The organism is Bradyrhizobium sp. U531 (assembly GCF_051710265.1).
Taxonomy (GTDB): domain Bacteria; phylum Pseudomonadota; class Alphaproteobacteria; order Rhizobiales; family Xanthobacteraceae; genus Bradyrhizobium.
In genome coordinates, this window is record NZ_JASVEN010000001.1 from 1,852,620 (window position 1) to 1,868,668 (window position 16,049).

The following is a 16,049-nucleotide window of genomic DNA, read 5'->3' on the forward strand; positions in this document are numbered from 1 at the left end:
CTGCGTCCAGGGCACGAGACCGTCGGCGAATGACTGGCATGAGTTTACATCCTCGCGGCTTATTTCGTTCGACAGCTTGTAGATGACAGGGATGTTGCAAGCCGCGCGCGGCGTGCTATCGCTCGCATCATGACGCCGAAAAACTTCGAGGCTCGCTGCCTGCGCCTGCCGGCTGCCACCAAGGTGGTGCAATGGGAAGGCACGTCCGTGTTCAAGGTCGGCGGCAAGATGTTCGCGCTCGGCGGCGGCTTTGCCGCGGGCTCGGGCGGCTACATGTTCAAGGTCTCGGACATGGCCTATGCGATGCTGATCGAGCATGGCGTGGCGCGGCCGGCGCCGTACCTTGCGCGCGCCAAATGGGTGCAGCTCGTCAGCAACAGCGCCCTGCCCGATGCCGAGCTCGCCGGCTATCTCACGCAGGCCCATGCGCTGATCGTGGCCAGATTGACGCGGAAGGTCCGCAAGGAACTGGGGCTCGGCTAAGCCGGGCGAATTGACCTTCGCATGATATCTGACTAAAGTCAGATATCATGCTCGACCCGATCTCCCGTGTTCGCCGCTTCAACCGTGCCGTCACCTCCGCCGTCGGCGCGCTCGACACCTCTTTCCTGGGTCGCGGCCGGCCGCTGGGCACGGCACGCGTGCTCAATGCGATCGGGCATGGACGCTCTGATATCGCGGAGATCCGCGACTATCTCGGCCTCGATTCTGGATTGATGAGCCGCCTCCTGCGCAGCCTCGAGGACGAAGGGCTGGTCGAGACCGAGGCGCATCCGGACGATGCCCGCCGGCGTGTCGCGACATTGACGCGGACCGGCCGGCGCGAGTTCGCGGCCTATGAGGCGCTGTCGAATGCGCAGGCCGAGGGCTTCCTGGCGCAGCATTCGCAAGCCGAGGCGCTGCTGGCGGCGATGGATCTGATCGCCTCCACCCTGACGCGCGAGCGGATCGCGCTCGAGGAGATGGATCCGCGAAGCGAGGAGGCGCGCTACTGCCTCGGCGAGTACTATGCCGAGCTCGGCCGCCGTTTCAAACAGGGCTTCGACGTTTCTCTTTCGAGGGATCCGGATGCCAAGGAGATGCGCCGCCCGCGCGGCAGCTTCATCGTGGCGATGTCGGACACGCTGCCGATCGGTTGCGTCGGCCTGAAAGGAACGGATCACGGCTATGCCGAGATCAAGCGCCTCTGGGTCGCCCCCGCCGCACGCGGATTGCGGCTCGGCCGGCGCCTGATGGACGCAGCCGAGGATGCCGCGCGCGGGCTCGGCATCGCGCTGTTGCGGCTCGACACCAACAGCGCGCTGCCCGAGGCGGGCCAACTCTACCGCTCGACCGGCTGGCGCGAGATCCCGCGCTTCAACGACGATCCCTATCCGGACCTGTTCTTCGAAAAGCGCCTCTAGACGGAACCGGTCCGCGGTCCTCGCGCGTTAGGGTCGAAGCCGCAAGGAGAGCTTCGCCATGACGAGAGACGACCTCGCCGACATCTACCGCGCCTACATCGCCTGCCTGAACCGGCAGGACTGGCCGACGCTCGGCCGGTTCGTGCATGACGAGGTCGTCCACAACGGCCGGCCGCTCGGCCTGCCCGGCTATCGCGCGATGCTGGAGCAGGATTTTCGCGATATCCCGGATCTGCGCTTCGACATCGCGCTGCTGATCGCAGATCCGCCCCGCATCGCCGCGCGGCTGCAGTTCGATTGCTCGCCGGCCGGGATGTTCCTGGGGCTTGCCGTGAACGGCAGGCGCGTCTCGTTCTGCGAGAACGTCATCTATGAGTTCGACGACGGCAGGATCCGGCAGGTCTGGTCCATAATCGACAAGACCGCAATCGAGGCGCAGTTGAAGGTGCCGTAGCGCGGATGAGCGCAGCGACATCCGGGATTCCGCGCGCAAGGACCCGGATGTCGCTGCGCTCACCCGGGCTACGACGTCATGCCGCCACTGGAGCCACCTGCCCTTGCGGCTTCGGGAACGGCTTGAACGACATCGCCATCAGGAAGGCGCCGAGACCCATCGCCCAGGCGGCGATGTAGAGCCCGGCATAGCTGGAGAACGCATCGTAGATCAGGCCGCCGGCGAGCGGTCCGGTGGCCATGCCGAGGCTGCCGGCCATCGCCGTGCCGCCGATCACCGTGCCCATCATGCGAAGCGGGAAGTTCTCGCGGATGATCACGGCATAGAGCGGCATGGTGCCGGCATAGATGAAGCCGAAGACGGCGCCGACCGCGTAGAAGGTCGTGAGCTGATGCGCGAAGACGTAGGCCAGCGCACCGAAGGCCTGGAGCAGCAGCCCCGAGACCAGCACGCGCTTGGCGCCGAACCGGTCGCCCATCAGGCCGAAGGCGATGCGGCCGCCCATGCCGGCGAATCCCTCGATGCTGTAGATCGTCACCGCCGCGATCAGCGGGATGCCGCAGCTCACGGCGTAGCTGACGGTGTGGATGATCGGGCCGGAATGGGTGGCGCAGCAGAAGAAATTGGTCGCGAGCAGGACCAGGAATTGCGGCGAGCGCAGCGCCTCGCTCATCGACATCTCGCTCGGCCCGGCCCCCTCGCCCACCGGCGCCGCCACGGCCTGCGCGAGCGCGGGCGGACGGCGTACCAGGAACGAGACCGGGATCATGATTGCCCCCACCACCAGCGCGATGATCTGCATCGAGGTGCGCCAGTCATGGCCTGAGACGAGCCAGGCCGCGAGCGGCGACATCGTCATCGGCGCCATGCCCATGCCGGCCGAGACCAGCGACACGGCAAGGCTGCGATGGGTTTCGAACCAGCCGGTCACGGTCGCCATCATCGGCGCGAAGATCGCAGCGCATGAGGCGCCGACCAGAAGGCCGAACACGAACTGAAACACCAGCAGCGAAGTCGCATGGCTGGCGGCGTACAGGCTGAGCGCCAGCACGATCGACCCCGTCAGCACCACCGGCCGCGGCCCGAATTTGTCCGTCAGCGTGCCCCACGCCATGCTGGTGAAGGCCATTGCCAGAAAGCCGATGGTCATCGCGCTGGAGATGCCGGTCACCGACCAGCCGGTGTCCTTGGTGATCGGCTGCAGGAACACCGGCAGCGAAAACATGCCGCCGATCGCGACGCAGCCAAGCAGGCCGCCGGCAGCGACGATCACCCAGCGATAAGGGGATTGGGTCATTCTTGTCTCCCAAGACATCTTGTCTGAGTGGAAGACGAAGGGGAACCGTGCCGGCCGACAGGATCACGCAAGTTTTTGCAAGGGCCGGCCGACACAATTCGCGAAAACAACCCCATGCACAGTAGCCGGCAGCAGCGAGATCAAGGACTTACGGGGCCACGCGAACCTCCCCCGGAGCCTCACATGGCGGCATTGCGGCGCCACGTGCTGACCGTGAGCCAGATCGCTGAGACCAGGAAGTAGAGCGCGCCGACCGCCGCATAGCCGGCGACATTCGCGATCGAGGGGATTGCCGGCATCGTGGCCTGAAAGATAAAGAAGCCGCCTGCGAGGGCTGATTGCCCGCCGCTAAGCAACATGGCCCATTGGGCGCCGTAATGCTTCCAGCGCCGAACGGCCGTCCCGAGCTGAAGCAAGCCGGAGAGCACCGCCCAGGTGCCGAAGATCCCGAGCACCCAATTCATGCTCACCTGCAACGCCACCACGACCGCCAGTGTGGTCGCCAGACTGACCAGCACGTTCAGGCCTTGCGTGCGGTTTTGATTCAAGCCGCCGCTGCAGCGCGCGTCGAGATAATTGGCGGCGGCGTCCCACGCCGGGTACGCGATGAGCAGCGTTGCCGCAATCACCGCAGATGACGGTGCGACGGCAAAGGCCGCGATGACCCAAGCGACGGAAAACGCGGCCCGCACGAAGTAGTATCGCTTCAGCCATTGCGCGTTGCCGGCGACACCCGACGTGGTCTCATAAACTGTCATTTCGTACCCTTACCTACTAGTTGGTAGTTTTATCATGCAGCGATCGACGCAAGACCATCCTGACGGGTCGAATGCCTCGTTCGTCAGTGCCTGGTGGACAGCCGGTCCAGCAACGGCCGGGTGATCGTTCCGAACATTTTGGGATCGCCATAAGCGCGCGATGACAGCATCGCGCCATGAACGGTCGCCATGAATCCCTCAGCCTCGACCTTTGCAGGGCTGGCAAGATGCAGGCGCCCCTTCCGCTTGCCACGCTCCATCGCCGAATTCAGCCACGACGCGAGGGAGCGGAAATGGGCGCGGACCTCGAGCGCCACCTCTTCGGGCAGGATCGGAAGCTCGCTGGCAAGCAGCGCGCAGACGCAGAACGGAGCGGTCGCATCCGTGATGCATGCCTCCCAATAAGCCACATAGTTCTCGAGCTGGTCGCGCGGGTCCGGAATGTTGCGTTCGAGCGCCGCCAATCCCGCCTGCGCCTCCTCGCGATAGCGCGAGACCAGGGTGCGGACCAGATCGACCTTGCTGGCGAAATGATGATGGATGCTCGGCTTGCGGATGCCGACCACGTCGGCGATGTCGGCGTAGCTGAAGCCGTTGTAGCCGCCGGCAATGATCAGCGAGCGTGCGCAGGCCAGGATGTCGTCGGCGGTGGTGGAGACGTTGCTCATGCCGCCTAGCTACCTTCCAGTTGGTAGACAGTCAAGAACGGGTGCTTCAACGATCCGTGAGTGGTAAGAGCCGGCCATGACCGTCCGTCCCCTCGTCCGCTATCCCGACGGCCGGCTCGCAATGCCGGCCCGGCCCGTCACCGCATTCGACGAGGCGTTGCGCGAACTCGCGCAGGATCTGCTCGACACCATGCGCGCCGCGCCCGGCATCGGCATCACCGCGCCGCATATCGGCGTGCCCCTGCGGCTCGTCGTGCTGGAGCTCGATGCCAAGACAGGCGCGCAGACCTACGTCAATCCCGAGATCGAATGGGCTTCGCCCGAGATGATCCTGCACAAGGAGGGCAGCGTCTCGATGCCTGGCGTCAATGACGAGGTGCAGCGTCACGCGCGGGTACGGATCAGCTATTGGGATCTCGACGGCAATATGCAGAACGAGGAGTCTGACGGCTTGCGCGCCGTGTGCCACCAGCACGAGATCGACCAGCTCGACGGCATGTTCTGGATCCAGCGGCTGTCGCGGCTGAAGCGCGAGCGGCTGGTGAAGAAATTCGAGAAGCTGGCGCGGAATTCGTAGGGCGGATTAGCGGAGCGTAATCCGCCAACCCGTGCAGGGCAGAACGAGGGAGATGGCGGATTACGCCGCCCGCCGCGCTTCGCACCGCGGTCAGCTAATCCGCCCTACGCGCTCCCAGACCTCACGCCCTCTTGCCACCGCGCTTGGTGATCGGCGCGTTGCGGCGCTCGCGCTTGCCGCGCGCGATCTCGGTTGCCAGCGCGTCGAGCTTCGGCTCCCAGAAATTCCGGAACTGACCGATCCACGCATCCACCGCGCGCAGCCCCGCGACGTCGACCGAATAGAGGCGCCTCTGCGCCTCGGCGCGAACCGTCGCAAAGCCGCTCTCTCGCAGCACCTTCAGGTGCTGCGAGACGGCCGCCTGGGTGATCCCGAACTCCGCCCCGATCTTGTCGACGACCTCGCCGGACGCCATTTCGCACCCCGCCAGCAGTTCGAGGATGCGACGGCGCACGGGATCGGCGAGGACCTCGAAGACGTGCATCAGCTGCCTGTGCCGGGATGAGCGATGTCGGGCGGCATCTCGCCGCGATAGAACGCGATGGTGCGGTCCGAGCGCGCTTTCGCTTCGTCGGGATCGACCCCGCTCGCGACATGCGCCGCGCGCCAGGATTCGCCGCTGGTGGTCATGAAGTCCTTGCCTTCCTGCGAGCGCATCCAGGCTTCCGCCGTCTCGTGGTCGACCGACGCGCCCGTCGCAAGATATCGCTCGAGCCCCGCGAGAGCGAGGTCCCAGCCGATCCCCACCGCACCCGGGCCGAACTGATTCCAATGATCCTCGATGATCGCGGTGTGCTCAAGCGTCAAACGCGCCTGATTCCGCTCCGCCGTCAGCCTGACGTCGATCCAGCTGGTCGCGCCGCCGAACTCCCACGTCGCCGCAAAATGGGTCGGCGGCGTGCATGCCGTGATGGTGCCGCCCGCATTGCCCTTGACCTGGTAGCGTCCGCCGAGCTGGAGGTCGCCCTCGATCGCCGCAAACCAGCGCGGAATGCGCTCCCTGCTCGTCACGGCGTCCCAGAGATCGTCGACGCTGGTCTCGTACAGACGTGTCAAGGTCACCGTGCTGGCGGGTTTTCCGTCCTTCGCGAAATTCGTCACCGAACGCGTGACGAGCCCCAAAATTCTGGCGACGTCGATTTGCATTTGCGCTCCTCCTCGTTGTCGAGAGGATCAATATCAGTCCAACCTAATATAAGTCAATTCTTATATTAACGACCGCGCCGCTGCGGCGACTTCGCGTTCCGGGCCCGCCGCGCGCCAGCCGAATCACGGCTCCCCTCTCCGGAGCTCTGCAGCACATCAGCGAGATATCGCGCCGGCGGCTTGCCGAGCGCCTTCTTGAACATGGTGATGAAGGCCGCGACGGAGTCGTAGCCGAGATCGGCCGAGACCTGCTGCACGCTCGCGCCCGCGGTGAGTTCGCGCAAGGCGACGATCAGGTGCAATTGCTGGCGCCAGCGCCCGAAGCTGAGGCCGGTCTCCCTGACGACGAGGCGCGCGAGGCTGCTCTCGCTGAGCGCGACGCGGCGGGCCCATTCGGCGAGCGTGCTGCGGTCGGACGGGTCTTTCGCGAGCGCCGCCGCGATTCGCTTCAAGCGCGGCTCGGACGACAGCGGCAGATGCAGCTCCTGAACCGGCATGCGCGGAAGCTCGCGCAAGAGCACCTTCGCCAGCAGCTTTGCCCTCGCCTCCTCGCCAGCGGACGCCGCCGACAATTCGACGATGAGCTCACGCAGCAGCGGCGAGATCGAGAGCGTGCAGCAACGGCTCGGAAGATCGACGATATGAGGCTCGATATAGACGAAGAACAGCCGGGCATTTGCCGTGGCGCGGTTGCTGTGCTGCATGCCGCCGGGAATCCACACCGCGCAATGCGGCGGCACCATCCACAGACCCGTGGGCACGCGGCATGTGACGCCGCCGGCCAGGGCGAAAACCAATTGCCCCTTGCGATGGCTGTGATCGGGCACCTCCTCTTTCGTCCCGCTGACATCGACGCCGACGGCGATGACGGGCGCGCAGCGATCGTCGACGTCGAGGTCGGACCAGGGAAAGCGAAGGGGCTGCCGCATGCTTGCCGGTTTTTAGCAATTGATTGGCCAAGTATCTAAATTCAGCAAGGCGCAAAGTCCATAGATTGCCGTCCTGGATTTGCCCGCCCGGCGGCGGCGCACGCACGGGAGAGACGGCCATGCATGGCATGATGATTTCAAAGGCCGAGCTTGGACGCGAGGTTCGCACGCAAGCAGGCCGCGTGCGCGGCACGTCGCGGGACGCGAACGGCGTGCTGGCCTTCAAGGGCATACCCTACGCCGCCCCGCCGCTCGGGCCGCTGCGCTGGCGCGCGCCGCAGCAGCCGGCCCACTGGAACGGCGTGCGCGATGCGCTTGCCTTCGGTGCCGGCTGCCTGTCCTCGCTCGCGAACGACCATCGGCCCGGGCCGCGTGACGAGGATTGCCTCTATCTCAATGTCTGGACCGCGGCGCGCCACGCGGATGAGAAGCGCCCCGTGATGGTGTGGATCCACGGCGGCGGCTTCCAGTTCGGCTCCTCCGCCAACCCCGCGACCGACGGCAGCGCGCTTGCCGCCAGGGGCGTCGTCGTCGTCAGCTTCAACTATCGCCTCGGGATCTTCGGCTTTCTGGCGCATCCGGGTCTCGATGCGGAGGCGCCCTCGGGCAATTACGGCCTGCAGGATCAACTCGCGGCGCTGCGCTGGGTGAAAGCCAACATCGCCGGCTTCGGCGGCGATCCTGACAACGTCACCCTGTTCGGCGAATCCGCCGGCGCCATGGCCGTCGGCATGCTGATGGCCTCGCCGCTCGCGCACGGGCTGTTTCACAAGGCGATCGGCCAGAGCGGTGCGTTCTGGGACGGCCGGCACGGGCCGCTGCAGACTTTTGACGAAGCCCGCGCGCGCGGTCTCGCCTTTGCCCGGCGACAGGGCGATGGCTCGATCGCGGCCTTGCGCGAGGTTCCGGCCGACTGCTTGAACGCCGCCGCGCCGTGGAGCTTCGACGCCAGCCCAATTATCGGCGCCTTCTCGCCGAGCATCGATCACCATGTGGTGGTGGACGTACCTGCGCGGCGCTTCCTGCGTGGCGAGCAGATGCGCATCCCGCTGCTGGCGGGCTGGAATGCAGCCGAGGAATTCCCCTTCATGGCGCAGGCCCTGCCCCACGCATCGGCGGATAGCTTTCTGGCCGCAGCCGATGCGATGTTCGGCCGAGAGCGCATGGTCGATTTCCGCAGGCTCTATCCCGCTGCGACGGACGCTGAGGCGAAGATCTCCGCGGCCGCGCTCACCGGCGACCTCGTGATCGGCGAGCAATGCTGGCAGTGGCTGCGATTGCATCAACAGACGCAGCGCGCGCCGGCTTACGGCTATCTCTTCAACTACACCTCGCCCTACACGCCGATCGCCTCGCACGTGACCGAGATCCCGTTCGTGTTCGGCACGCTGACGCCGCAGCAGGTGATCAGCGGCACGACGCCACCGGCGGAAGAAGACCGCGCGCTGGCGCAGAGCATGATGGACTATTGGATGAATTTCGCCGCGCATGGCGATCCAAACGGAACGGGCCTGCCCGCCTGGCCCCATTATGACGACAGCGACGTGCTGCAGATCATCGGCACGACGATCGAAGCCCGCCCCAATCCGCAGGGCGCGCGCTTCCGCTTCCTCGACGGCTTCAGGCATGACGGCGTTCTGCCGATGCGATGGCGTGAGACGGCGTAAATCGCACTACCCGCCCGCCATCAGCACCTTCGCCAGCGCCATATAGGCCGGCAATGTCACGGGGTCGTTGGCGGCATTGCCCGCCATCGGATGCGAAGCGTAGCGCGCGATCACCATCTCGGCCTTGGGATCGATATAGATGCCCTGGCCGTGGACGCCGCGCGCCATGTAGGCACCGTGCGCGTTGTGGGAGACCCACCATTGATTGCGGTAGGAGGCGCCCGGCAGCGTGGTGTAACCGGCCGGCTTGAACTTGTCGGGATCGCCGCCGCGCGCGATGTCTTCGACCACCTGCGACGGCACGATCTGGCGGCCATTGAAGCGGCCGTGGTTGCGCATGGTCTCGCCGAAGCGGGCGAGATCGCGCAATGTCGTGGAGAGGCCGCCACCGCCGCTTTCGGTGCCGATGCGGTCAACGTGATAATGCGCGTCTTCCTCCGCGCCCATCGGCTGCCAGATCCGCTCAGACAACAGCTCGGACAGCGTCAAGCCGCTGACGCGACGGATGATCCAGGCCAGCACGTCGGTGTTGACGGTCTTGTAGGCAAAGACCTTGCCGTGCTCGCCCTGCTTTACCTGCGCCATCAGGAAATCGAAGATGGTGGTCGCACCTTCATAGCCCGCCGGGATTGGCGCCATGCCGTTGGCGCGGCGCAGGCCCCAGACGTGCGAGTTCTTGTCGGTGTAGACTTCGGTGTATTCGAGCCCCGTGGTCATATCCATGACCTCGTGCACGCGCGCATCGCCAAACGCGCTCGTCTTCAGCTCCGGCACATAGTCCGTGACGGGGGCCTGCGGATCGATCCTGCCCTCGCTGACCAGCATGCCCGCGAGCACGCCGGTGAACGACTTCGTCACGGACATCCCGATATGCGGCTTGTGCGGCTTCAGCGCGCCGAAATAGCGCTCGTAGATCAGCTTGCCCCGATGCAGCACGGCGATGCCGTCGGTATAGCTCTCCTCCAGCATTTTCTCGAACGTCATCGCCCGGCCATCCATCGTGGTGGACGCGACCGCGCCGATGTCCTGATCCGCCCGCGGCAACACCGACGCCGGCCCTGCCCCGCGCCAGACATTCACGGTCGGCACCAGCTGGCGGATGTTGCTCCACGCCCAGCGCAGCTCGGGGAAATTGCGGAAGGAGCCGTCCTGGAAGGTGATGAGGCGATCGGGGGACGGCGGGAAGCCGCGCATCCAGCCGAGGGCTTCGGGATCGGTGGTGGTGACTTGGCTCTGGGTGGCGGCGTCGGACATGAAGGGCGAACTCCGGAAGGACGAGCCGAAGTCGTATCATTGGAGAGCATGCCGCACACCCAGCGTTTGGGCCGGGTGGATACGCCACCATTGCAAGGACGTTGCTCCGCTGGGGCCGAAACAGGTTCAATCGATCGGCGCGCGCCTTGTGTGCCAGTCCGTCACCGCCTGGAAGGCATGTCCGGCGCGAGCGAGCACACCTTCCGACAGATGCGGGCCGACGAGCTGCATGCTGAGCGGCAGGCCGTCCGAGGCCATGCCGTTCGGCAGCGTGATGGTCGGACTGCCCGAGAAGTCGAACACCGCGGTGAAGCGCAGAATGCTGAGCAGCACGTTGGGATCGGCGCCGTACTCGCCCATTTTGGTCAGCGTCGGGATCGGCACGGGCATGGTGGGCACCAGCAGCAGGTCGATATCGCCGAACAGCGCCGCGAGGCTACCGCTGAACTTCAGCCGCTCGTGATGGATCTGCGCGATCTCGACCCCGCTCATCGCCCTGCCCTGCTCGATCAGCTGCGCGAGATCAGGGCCGTATTCCGACTTCCGCGCCGGATAGGTTTCTAGATGCGCCTCCGCGGTCTCGATCGAGCACATCGGAATCCACATGCTCACGAGCTTCTCGTAAGACGGAAACCTGACCTCGCGGATATCTGCCCCGAGCGCCGCCAGCGTCCGCTCGGCTTCGAGTAGCGCGGCGACGACTTGCGGGTCGATGCCGTTCTGGGTGTAGCTGCGGTCCACGCCGATCCGCAAACCCCGGACCCCGTCGCCGATCCCCGCGAGATAGTTAGGCACCGGCGCCTGCAGTGCCGTCGGGTCGTTGACATCCGCGCCTGCGATGACGCCGAGCATGGCGGCTGCGTCGGCCGCGCTGCGGCACATCGGCCCGACATGGTCGAGCGAATCCGCCAGGGGAAAGACGCCATAGCGGCTGACGCGTCCCCAGGTCGGCTTGATCCCGGTCAGCCCGCACGTTGCCGACGGAAACCGGATCGAGCCGCCGGTGTCGCTGCCGATCGCGCCGAAGCAGAGCCCCGCCGACGTTGCCACGCCCGATCCGCTCGAGGACGAGCCGACCCAGTAATCGACGCCCCAGGGATTGAGCGGCGCCTGGTCGTTCGGATGGTGACTGGTGTAGGCGCCCTCTGTCATCTTCAGCTTGCCGAGCGTGATCGCGCCGGCCTGCTCGAGCCGGTCCACGATCGTCGCGTTGAAGGACGGGACGAACCTGGCGTGGATCGTGGTGCCGCCAGCCGTCGGCGCGAAGCTGGTGTAGCAGAGATCCTTCAATCCGATCGGCACGCCGTGCAGCGGCCCACGCCAGATGCCCTTGGCGAGCTCGGCGTCACAGCGCTTGGCCTGCGCCATGGCGCGCTCGGCAAGGACGAGCGCATAGCCATGAAATTTGCCGTCGAGCTTCGCGATCCGGCTCAGCATGGCCTCGGTCACCTTCGAGGGCAGCAGCTCGCCGCGGCGAAACAGCTCGGAGAGCTCGGTGATCGACTTGTAGTGGATTGGATCTGCTGACATCTGACAGCCCTGTTGTTGTCGGAAACGGCTTCGCCTACCGGCGCCGCATACACGGCCCGGTCTCGTGACTGCGCGACCCCGGGATGCGCCTAGAACTGCACTCCGCGCGTGAGCGCACCGTCGACCACGAGGTTGGTCCCGGTGATGAAGCTCGCAGCCTTGCTGGCAAGGAACACAGCGCCGTTCGCCATCTCCTGCGGCGTGCCCATGCGGCCGGTCGGATTGAGCGCCAGCGCGGTCTGGTACAGCTCGGGATTACCGTCCTTGATCTGGTTCCAGACGCCACCTTCGAAATAGGTGTTGCCCGGCGAGACCGAGTTGGCGCGGATGCCCTTGCCGGCAAGCTGGAAGGCGAGGCCTTGCGTGTAGTGGATGATCGCGGCCTTGAATGTCCCGTAAGGACCGCTGGCGAAATCGACCTCGCGGCCCGACACGCTGGAGATTGTGACGATCGCGGCAGCCTTGCTCTTCTCCAGATACGGCATCGCCGCGTTGACCAGCCGCACCGTGCCCATCATGTCGGTGGAGAACTCCTTTTCCCAGCTCTCCTCGTCCTGCCCGATCGAGAGCGCGCTGACATTGGCGACGACGATGTCGATGCCGCCGAGCTTCGAGGCCATATCTTCCACCCAGGCCTTGAGCGCCGGACCGTTGGAGACGTCGACCGAGCTGCCGAACGCGGCAACGCCCTTCGCCTTGATCGCACTGACGGCGCTGTCCACGTCGGCCCGATTGCGCGCGCAGATGCCGACATTGGCGCCTTCGGCCGCGAAGGTGTCGGCGATCGCCCTGCCGATACCCTTGGTGCTGCCGGTGACGAGAACCTTCGCTCCCTTGAGTCCGAGATCCATGTTCATTTCCTCCCTATTGACGACTTGAAAGCACGCCCGAGGCCGTTCAAAGCAGAAGCTGTTCGCGCACGTTGTCCTCGTTGACCTCGCCGCCTGCGAGCGACCGCGTGATCTTGCCCTTCTCCATGATGTAGCAGCGCTCGGCGATCGCCAGGATCGTGTCGAGGTTCTGCTCGACGAAGATGATGGTGGTGCCTAACTCGTTGCGGAACGACCGCAGCGCCTCGCAGATGTGCTGGACGATGGAGGGCTGGATGCCCTCGGACGGCTCGTCCAGGATCATCAGCGATGGATTGCCGATCAGCGCGCGGCCGATGGCGAGCTGCTGCTGCTCACCGCCGGACATGGTGCCCGCGGCCTGCCGCCGGCGCTCCTTCAGCCGCGGGAAATATTCGTAGACCAGTTCCGGCAGCTTCTTGCCGCCGGGGCCGCCGATCAGCTCGCCGACCTGAAGATTCTCCTCGACGGTCATTTGCGGAAACACATCACGCCCTTGCGGGATGTAGCCGAAGCCCGCCCGCGCCCGCGCGTCGGCCTCCAGCGCGGTGACGTCCTGCCCCATGAAGCTGATCGTGCCGCGCCAGGTTTGCAGCAGGCCGATCAGGCAGCGCATCAGGGTCGATTTGCCGACGCCGTTGCGGCCGATCACGCCGACGATCTCGCCGCGCGAGACCGACATGGTGACGCCCTGCAGGATCGGCGTCGCGCCGTACCCCGCCCATAATTCGGCGACATCGATAATCCGCTCGGAGGACGATGGCTTAGTGAGCATGGGTCTTACCCAGATAGATTTCTGCGACCTTCTCGTCCTGCAAGATGCTTTCGAGCGTGCCGCGCGCAAAGATCCTGCCGAGATGCAGCACCGTGACGCGCTGGGCGACCTGGCGCACGAAGGCCATGTCATGCTCGACCACGAGCACCGTCATCCCCTCGGCGTTGAACGACCTGATCAATTCGCCGGTCTTGAAGGTTTCCTCGGGCGACATGCCGGCGGTCGGCTCGTCCAGCAGCAGGAGCTGCGGCTTCAACGCCAGCGCCATCCCGATCTCGAGCCATTGCTGCTGGCCGTGCGACAGCGCGCCGGCGAGCTTGTCGCAATCTGCCGCGAGATTGAGCAGCGTCAGCAGGCGATCTTCCTCGGCGATGCGCTCCGCGCCGGACAATCGTTCCTGCAGCGCGGTCTGGATGTTCTGCCGGACGGGCAATTCCTTGAACACGCTCGGGGCCTGCATCTTGATGCTCATGCCCCGCTGCACGCGCGCATAGGGGCGCTCGGCCGTAATATCGACGGTGTCGAACAGGATGCTACCCTCGGTCGGCGGATAGAGGCCGACGATCAGCTTGAACAGCGTGCTCTTGCCGGCGCCGTTGGGTCCGATCAGGCAGTGGATCTCTCCGGCATTGACCGCGAGGTCGACACCCGAGACGGCCGTCAATCCGCCGAAGCGCTTCGAGACGCCTTTGACTTCGACCAGCGCCATGATCAGGCCTCTTCCGGTTGCAAGCCGCCGGCCTCGGTCACCGCGTCGCCGCGCCGCCGGCGTCCCTGCCACCAGTCGCCCGCGAGCTTGCCGATGCCGAGCACGAAGCCCTGCGGCGCCAGCATCACGGTCGCGAGCAGCAGCGCCCCCATCAGCACCAGCGCTGCCTGCTGGCTGTAGACCGTGATGGTCTGAAAGCCGAACAGCAGAAGGAACGACCCGACCAGCGTCGCGGTCAGATCGCTGCGCCCGGAGAACGCCACCCATACGATGGGCATCGCGGCGGCCGGCAGGCCGATGCTGGACGGCGTGATGAACTGTCCCCAGGACGTGTAGAGCGCGCCGCTGAGGCCGGCGAGACCGCTGCCGATCACGAAGGTCAGCAGCTGGTATTTACGGACGTCGTAGCCCAGCATCTCGGCGCGCTGGGGATTCTCCCGCGTCGCCACGATGACGTTGCCGATGCCCGAATTGACCAGCATGCGCAGCGCGAGATAGACGATCACGATCAGCGCGATCATGACGTAATAGAGCGCCGATCCCTCGATGTAGAAGTCGCCGACGGTCAGCGGGTCCATGCCCTTCATGCCGTTGAAGCCGTTCAGCCTGGCCGGGCCGATGTGCCATTCCGGCCCTGCCGTCTGGCCGAGGAAAAAGGCCAGCACCAGCGTTGCGGACAGCGTCACGATGCCGAAGAAGATGCCGTTGATGCCGCCCCAGATCATGAAATAGCCGAGGATGCCCGCTGCGATCATCGCAAGGACGACAGAGAGCGCGAGCGCGGCGATCGTCGCGGTGCCGCCGCCCATGTTGATCGCGAGCACGCCGTAGCCGTAACCGGCGATGCCGAAGAAGAGCGTCTGGCCGAACGACAGCATGCCGCCATAGCCCCACATCAGGCAGAGGCCGAGCGCCATGAAAATCCAGATCAGGAAGTAAGCGAAATTGCCGACATCGTAGGAATCGGCCAACGCCGGATAGGCCAGCGCACCCGCGAGCACGACCAGGAAGCAGGACCAGAACATCCTGCCGCGTCCGAGCGTCTGTGGGCCTTCCAGCAGCTTGAACATCACAGATTCCCTTTAGCGGCCACGGCGAACCAGCACGCTGGAGAGCCCCTCGGGCAGCACCCGGATGATCAGGATGACGGCGACCAGCATGCCGATCTGCCCGATGATCTGGCCGTAGCTGGCGTTCAATGCCATCCGGATCATTGCCAGGAACACGGCGGCCGGCGCCGTTCCGAGCAGCACGTTGGCTCCTCCGATCACGACGGTGACAAAACTCTCGACCACGAAGGTCGCGCCCATGGTCGGGATCAGCGTCATGGTCGGCGCGTAGAGCGCGCCGCAAAGCCCGGCGAGGCCGGTGCCGATCCCGAAGCTAATCGCATAGATGCGGCCGGTGCGTGCGCCCAGCGCCTTGGCCATCGCCGCATTCTGCATCGTCGCCCGCGCGATCACGCCAAAGCGTGTCTTCATGAAGATGATGTAGAGACCGGCCAGCACCGCCACCGCGCAGCCGAACAGCACGAGGCGATAGGTCGAGAACGTATAGCCGCCGATCGCAAAGCTGCCCTCGGGCGTTCCGATGCCGCGCACGGCGGAGCCGACGATCAGGAGCATCGACTGCGTCACGATCAGGCTGAGGCCCCAGGTCGCGAGCAGCGAATCCAGCGGCCGCTTGTAGAACCGCCGTACCACGAGGAACTCGACGAGGACACCGATGAGGCCCGCCGTCAGCGCCGCCAGGACCTGTGCAACGGCGAGCGGCACACCGAGATTGACGAGGCCGACCGTGACATAGGCACCGCACATGATGAACTCGCCATGCGCCATGTTGATGACGCCCATCATGCCGAACACGATGGCGAGGCCAGCAGCCGAAAGAATCAGGAACGCGAAGACGTCGGCGAACTGATAGAACAGCGAGAACAATTCAGCCGACATCTTGGTCCCCTTGCCTATCCCGACGCCGCGTCGTTGCGGCGCCGGTCTTGTTCAGAAACGTGACAGCAATCACGAGCAAGATCCG

At 65.5% G+C, this 16,049-nt stretch carries 18 protein-coding genes; 5 read left to right on the forward strand and 13 right to left on the reverse strand.

Annotated elements, in window-relative coordinates:
• Positions 1-129 precede the first annotated feature (129 nt).
• Genes QRQ56_RS09170 through QRQ56_RS09180 form a run of 3 tightly spaced genes read left to right on the forward strand, consistent with a single transcriptional unit; the run spans position 130 to position 1,857 of the window.
• Positions 130-483 (forward strand): MmcQ/YjbR family DNA-binding protein, encoded by a 354-nt coding sequence (locus QRQ56_RS09170; RefSeq protein ID WP_438739211.1) that lies wholly within the window; start codon positions 130-132, stop codon positions 481-483.
• A 47-nt stretch (positions 484-530) separates the two neighbouring features.
• Entirely contained in the window at positions 531-1,403 is an 873-nt protein-coding gene (locus QRQ56_RS09175; RefSeq protein WP_438739212.1) for a GNAT family N-acetyltransferase, read from the forward strand.
• Between the two features lie 58 nt (positions 1,404-1,461).
• Complete coding sequence (locus QRQ56_RS09180) at positions 1,462-1,857, forward strand: ester cyclase (protein WP_438739213.1); 396 nt, start codon at positions 1,462-1,464, stop codon at positions 1,855-1,857.
• Between the two features lie 76 nt (positions 1,858-1,933).
• Here QRQ56_RS09180 and QRQ56_RS09185 read toward each other — a convergent pair whose 3' ends face one another.
• The 3 genes from QRQ56_RS09185 to QRQ56_RS09195 all read right to left on the reverse strand — a co-directional run bounded on the left by QRQ56_RS09185 (position 1,934) and on the right by QRQ56_RS09195 (position 4,580).
• The gene (locus QRQ56_RS09185) at positions 1,934-3,154 is read right to left on the reverse strand and encodes an MFS transporter (RefSeq protein ID WP_438739214.1); all 1,221 of its coding nucleotides are present in this window, start codon (positions 3,152-3,154) and stop codon (positions 1,934-1,936) included.
• 179 nt (positions 3,155-3,333) lie between these two features.
• Positions 3,334-3,912 (reverse strand): DUF308 domain-containing protein, encoded by a 579-nt coding sequence (locus QRQ56_RS09190; protein ID WP_438739215.1) that lies wholly within the window; start codon positions 3,910-3,912, stop codon positions 3,334-3,336.
• Positions 3,913-3,995: 83 nt separating this feature from the next.
• Complete coding sequence (locus tag QRQ56_RS09195) at positions 3,996-4,580, reverse strand: TetR/AcrR family transcriptional regulator (RefSeq protein WP_438739216.1); 585 nt, start codon at positions 4,578-4,580, stop codon at positions 3,996-3,998.
• A gap of 76 nt (positions 4,581-4,656) precedes the next feature.
• Between QRQ56_RS09195 and QRQ56_RS09200 the strand changes: the two genes are divergently transcribed.
• Positions 4,657-5,157, forward strand: coding sequence for a peptide deformylase (locus QRQ56_RS09200; RefSeq protein ID WP_438739217.1), 501 nt, complete (start codon positions 4,657-4,659; stop codon positions 5,155-5,157).
• Positions 5,158-5,278: 121 nt separating this feature from the next.
• Here the strand turns inward: QRQ56_RS09200 and QRQ56_RS09205 are convergent, their stop codons facing one another.
• The 3 genes from QRQ56_RS09205 to QRQ56_RS09215 all read right to left on the reverse strand — a co-directional run bounded on the left by QRQ56_RS09205 (position 5,279) and on the right by QRQ56_RS09215 (position 7,232).
• Entirely contained in the window at positions 5,279-5,641 is a 363-nt protein-coding gene (locus tag QRQ56_RS09205; protein WP_438739218.1) for an ArsR/SmtB family transcription factor, read from the reverse strand.
• Positions 5,641-6,303: an SRPBCC family protein gene (locus QRQ56_RS09210; RefSeq protein ID WP_438739219.1), complete on the reverse strand. Its 663-nt coding sequence runs from the start codon at positions 6,301-6,303 to the stop codon at positions 5,641-5,643. Before QRQ56_RS09210 ends, QRQ56_RS09205 begins: the two co-directional genes overlap by 1 nt.
• Positions 6,304-6,368: 65 nt before the next feature.
• The gene (locus QRQ56_RS09215) at positions 6,369-7,232 is read right to left on the reverse strand and encodes an AraC family transcriptional regulator (RefSeq protein WP_438739220.1); all 864 of its coding nucleotides are present in this window, start codon (positions 7,230-7,232) and stop codon (positions 6,369-6,371) included.
• A gap of 119 nt (positions 7,233-7,351) precedes the next feature.
• On the opposite strand from QRQ56_RS09215, the gene QRQ56_RS09220 reads away from it, so the two are divergent.
• The gene (locus QRQ56_RS09220; RefSeq protein ID WP_438739221.1) at positions 7,352-8,899 is read left to right on the forward strand and encodes a carboxylesterase/lipase family protein; all 1,548 of its coding nucleotides are present in this window, start codon (positions 7,352-7,354) and stop codon (positions 8,897-8,899) included.
• A gap of 6 nt (positions 8,900-8,905) precedes the next feature.
• Here QRQ56_RS09220 and QRQ56_RS09225 read toward each other — a convergent pair whose 3' ends face one another.
• From QRQ56_RS09225 to QRQ56_RS09255, 7 genes are all read right to left on the reverse strand, one after another.
• Positions 8,906-10,153, reverse strand: a complete 1,248-nt coding sequence (locus QRQ56_RS09225) for a serine hydrolase domain-containing protein (RefSeq protein WP_438739222.1) — start codon at positions 10,151-10,153, stop codon at positions 8,906-8,908.
• A gap of 126 nt (positions 10,154-10,279) precedes the next feature.
• Complete coding sequence (locus QRQ56_RS09230) at positions 10,280-11,683, reverse strand: amidase (protein ID WP_438739223.1); 1,404 nt, start codon at positions 11,681-11,683, stop codon at positions 10,280-10,282.
• A gap of 89 nt (positions 11,684-11,772) precedes the next feature.
• Positions 11,773-12,534, reverse strand: a complete 762-nt coding sequence (locus QRQ56_RS09235; protein WP_438739224.1) for an SDR family NAD(P)-dependent oxidoreductase — start codon at positions 12,532-12,534, stop codon at positions 11,773-11,775.
• Positions 12,535-12,580: 46 nt separating this feature from the next.
• A complete protein-coding gene (locus QRQ56_RS09240; protein ID WP_438739225.1) occupies positions 12,581-13,306 on the reverse strand; it encodes an ABC transporter ATP-binding protein in 726 nt (241 codons plus the stop codon).
• Entirely contained in the window at positions 13,296-14,015 is a 720-nt protein-coding gene (locus tag QRQ56_RS09245; protein ID WP_438739226.1) for an ABC transporter ATP-binding protein, read from the reverse strand. The genes QRQ56_RS09240 and QRQ56_RS09245 overlap by 11 nt, the downstream gene beginning before the upstream one ends.
• Positions 14,016-14,017: 2 nt before the next feature.
• Positions 14,018-15,085, reverse strand: coding sequence for a branched-chain amino acid ABC transporter permease (locus QRQ56_RS09250; RefSeq protein ID WP_438739227.1), 1,068 nt, complete (start codon positions 15,083-15,085; stop codon positions 14,018-14,020).
• 12 nt (positions 15,086-15,097) lie between these two features.
• Entirely contained in the window at positions 15,098-15,964 is an 867-nt protein-coding gene (locus tag QRQ56_RS09255; protein WP_438739228.1) for an ABC transporter permease subunit, read from the reverse strand.
• Between the last annotated feature and the right edge of the window lie 85 nt (positions 15,965-16,049).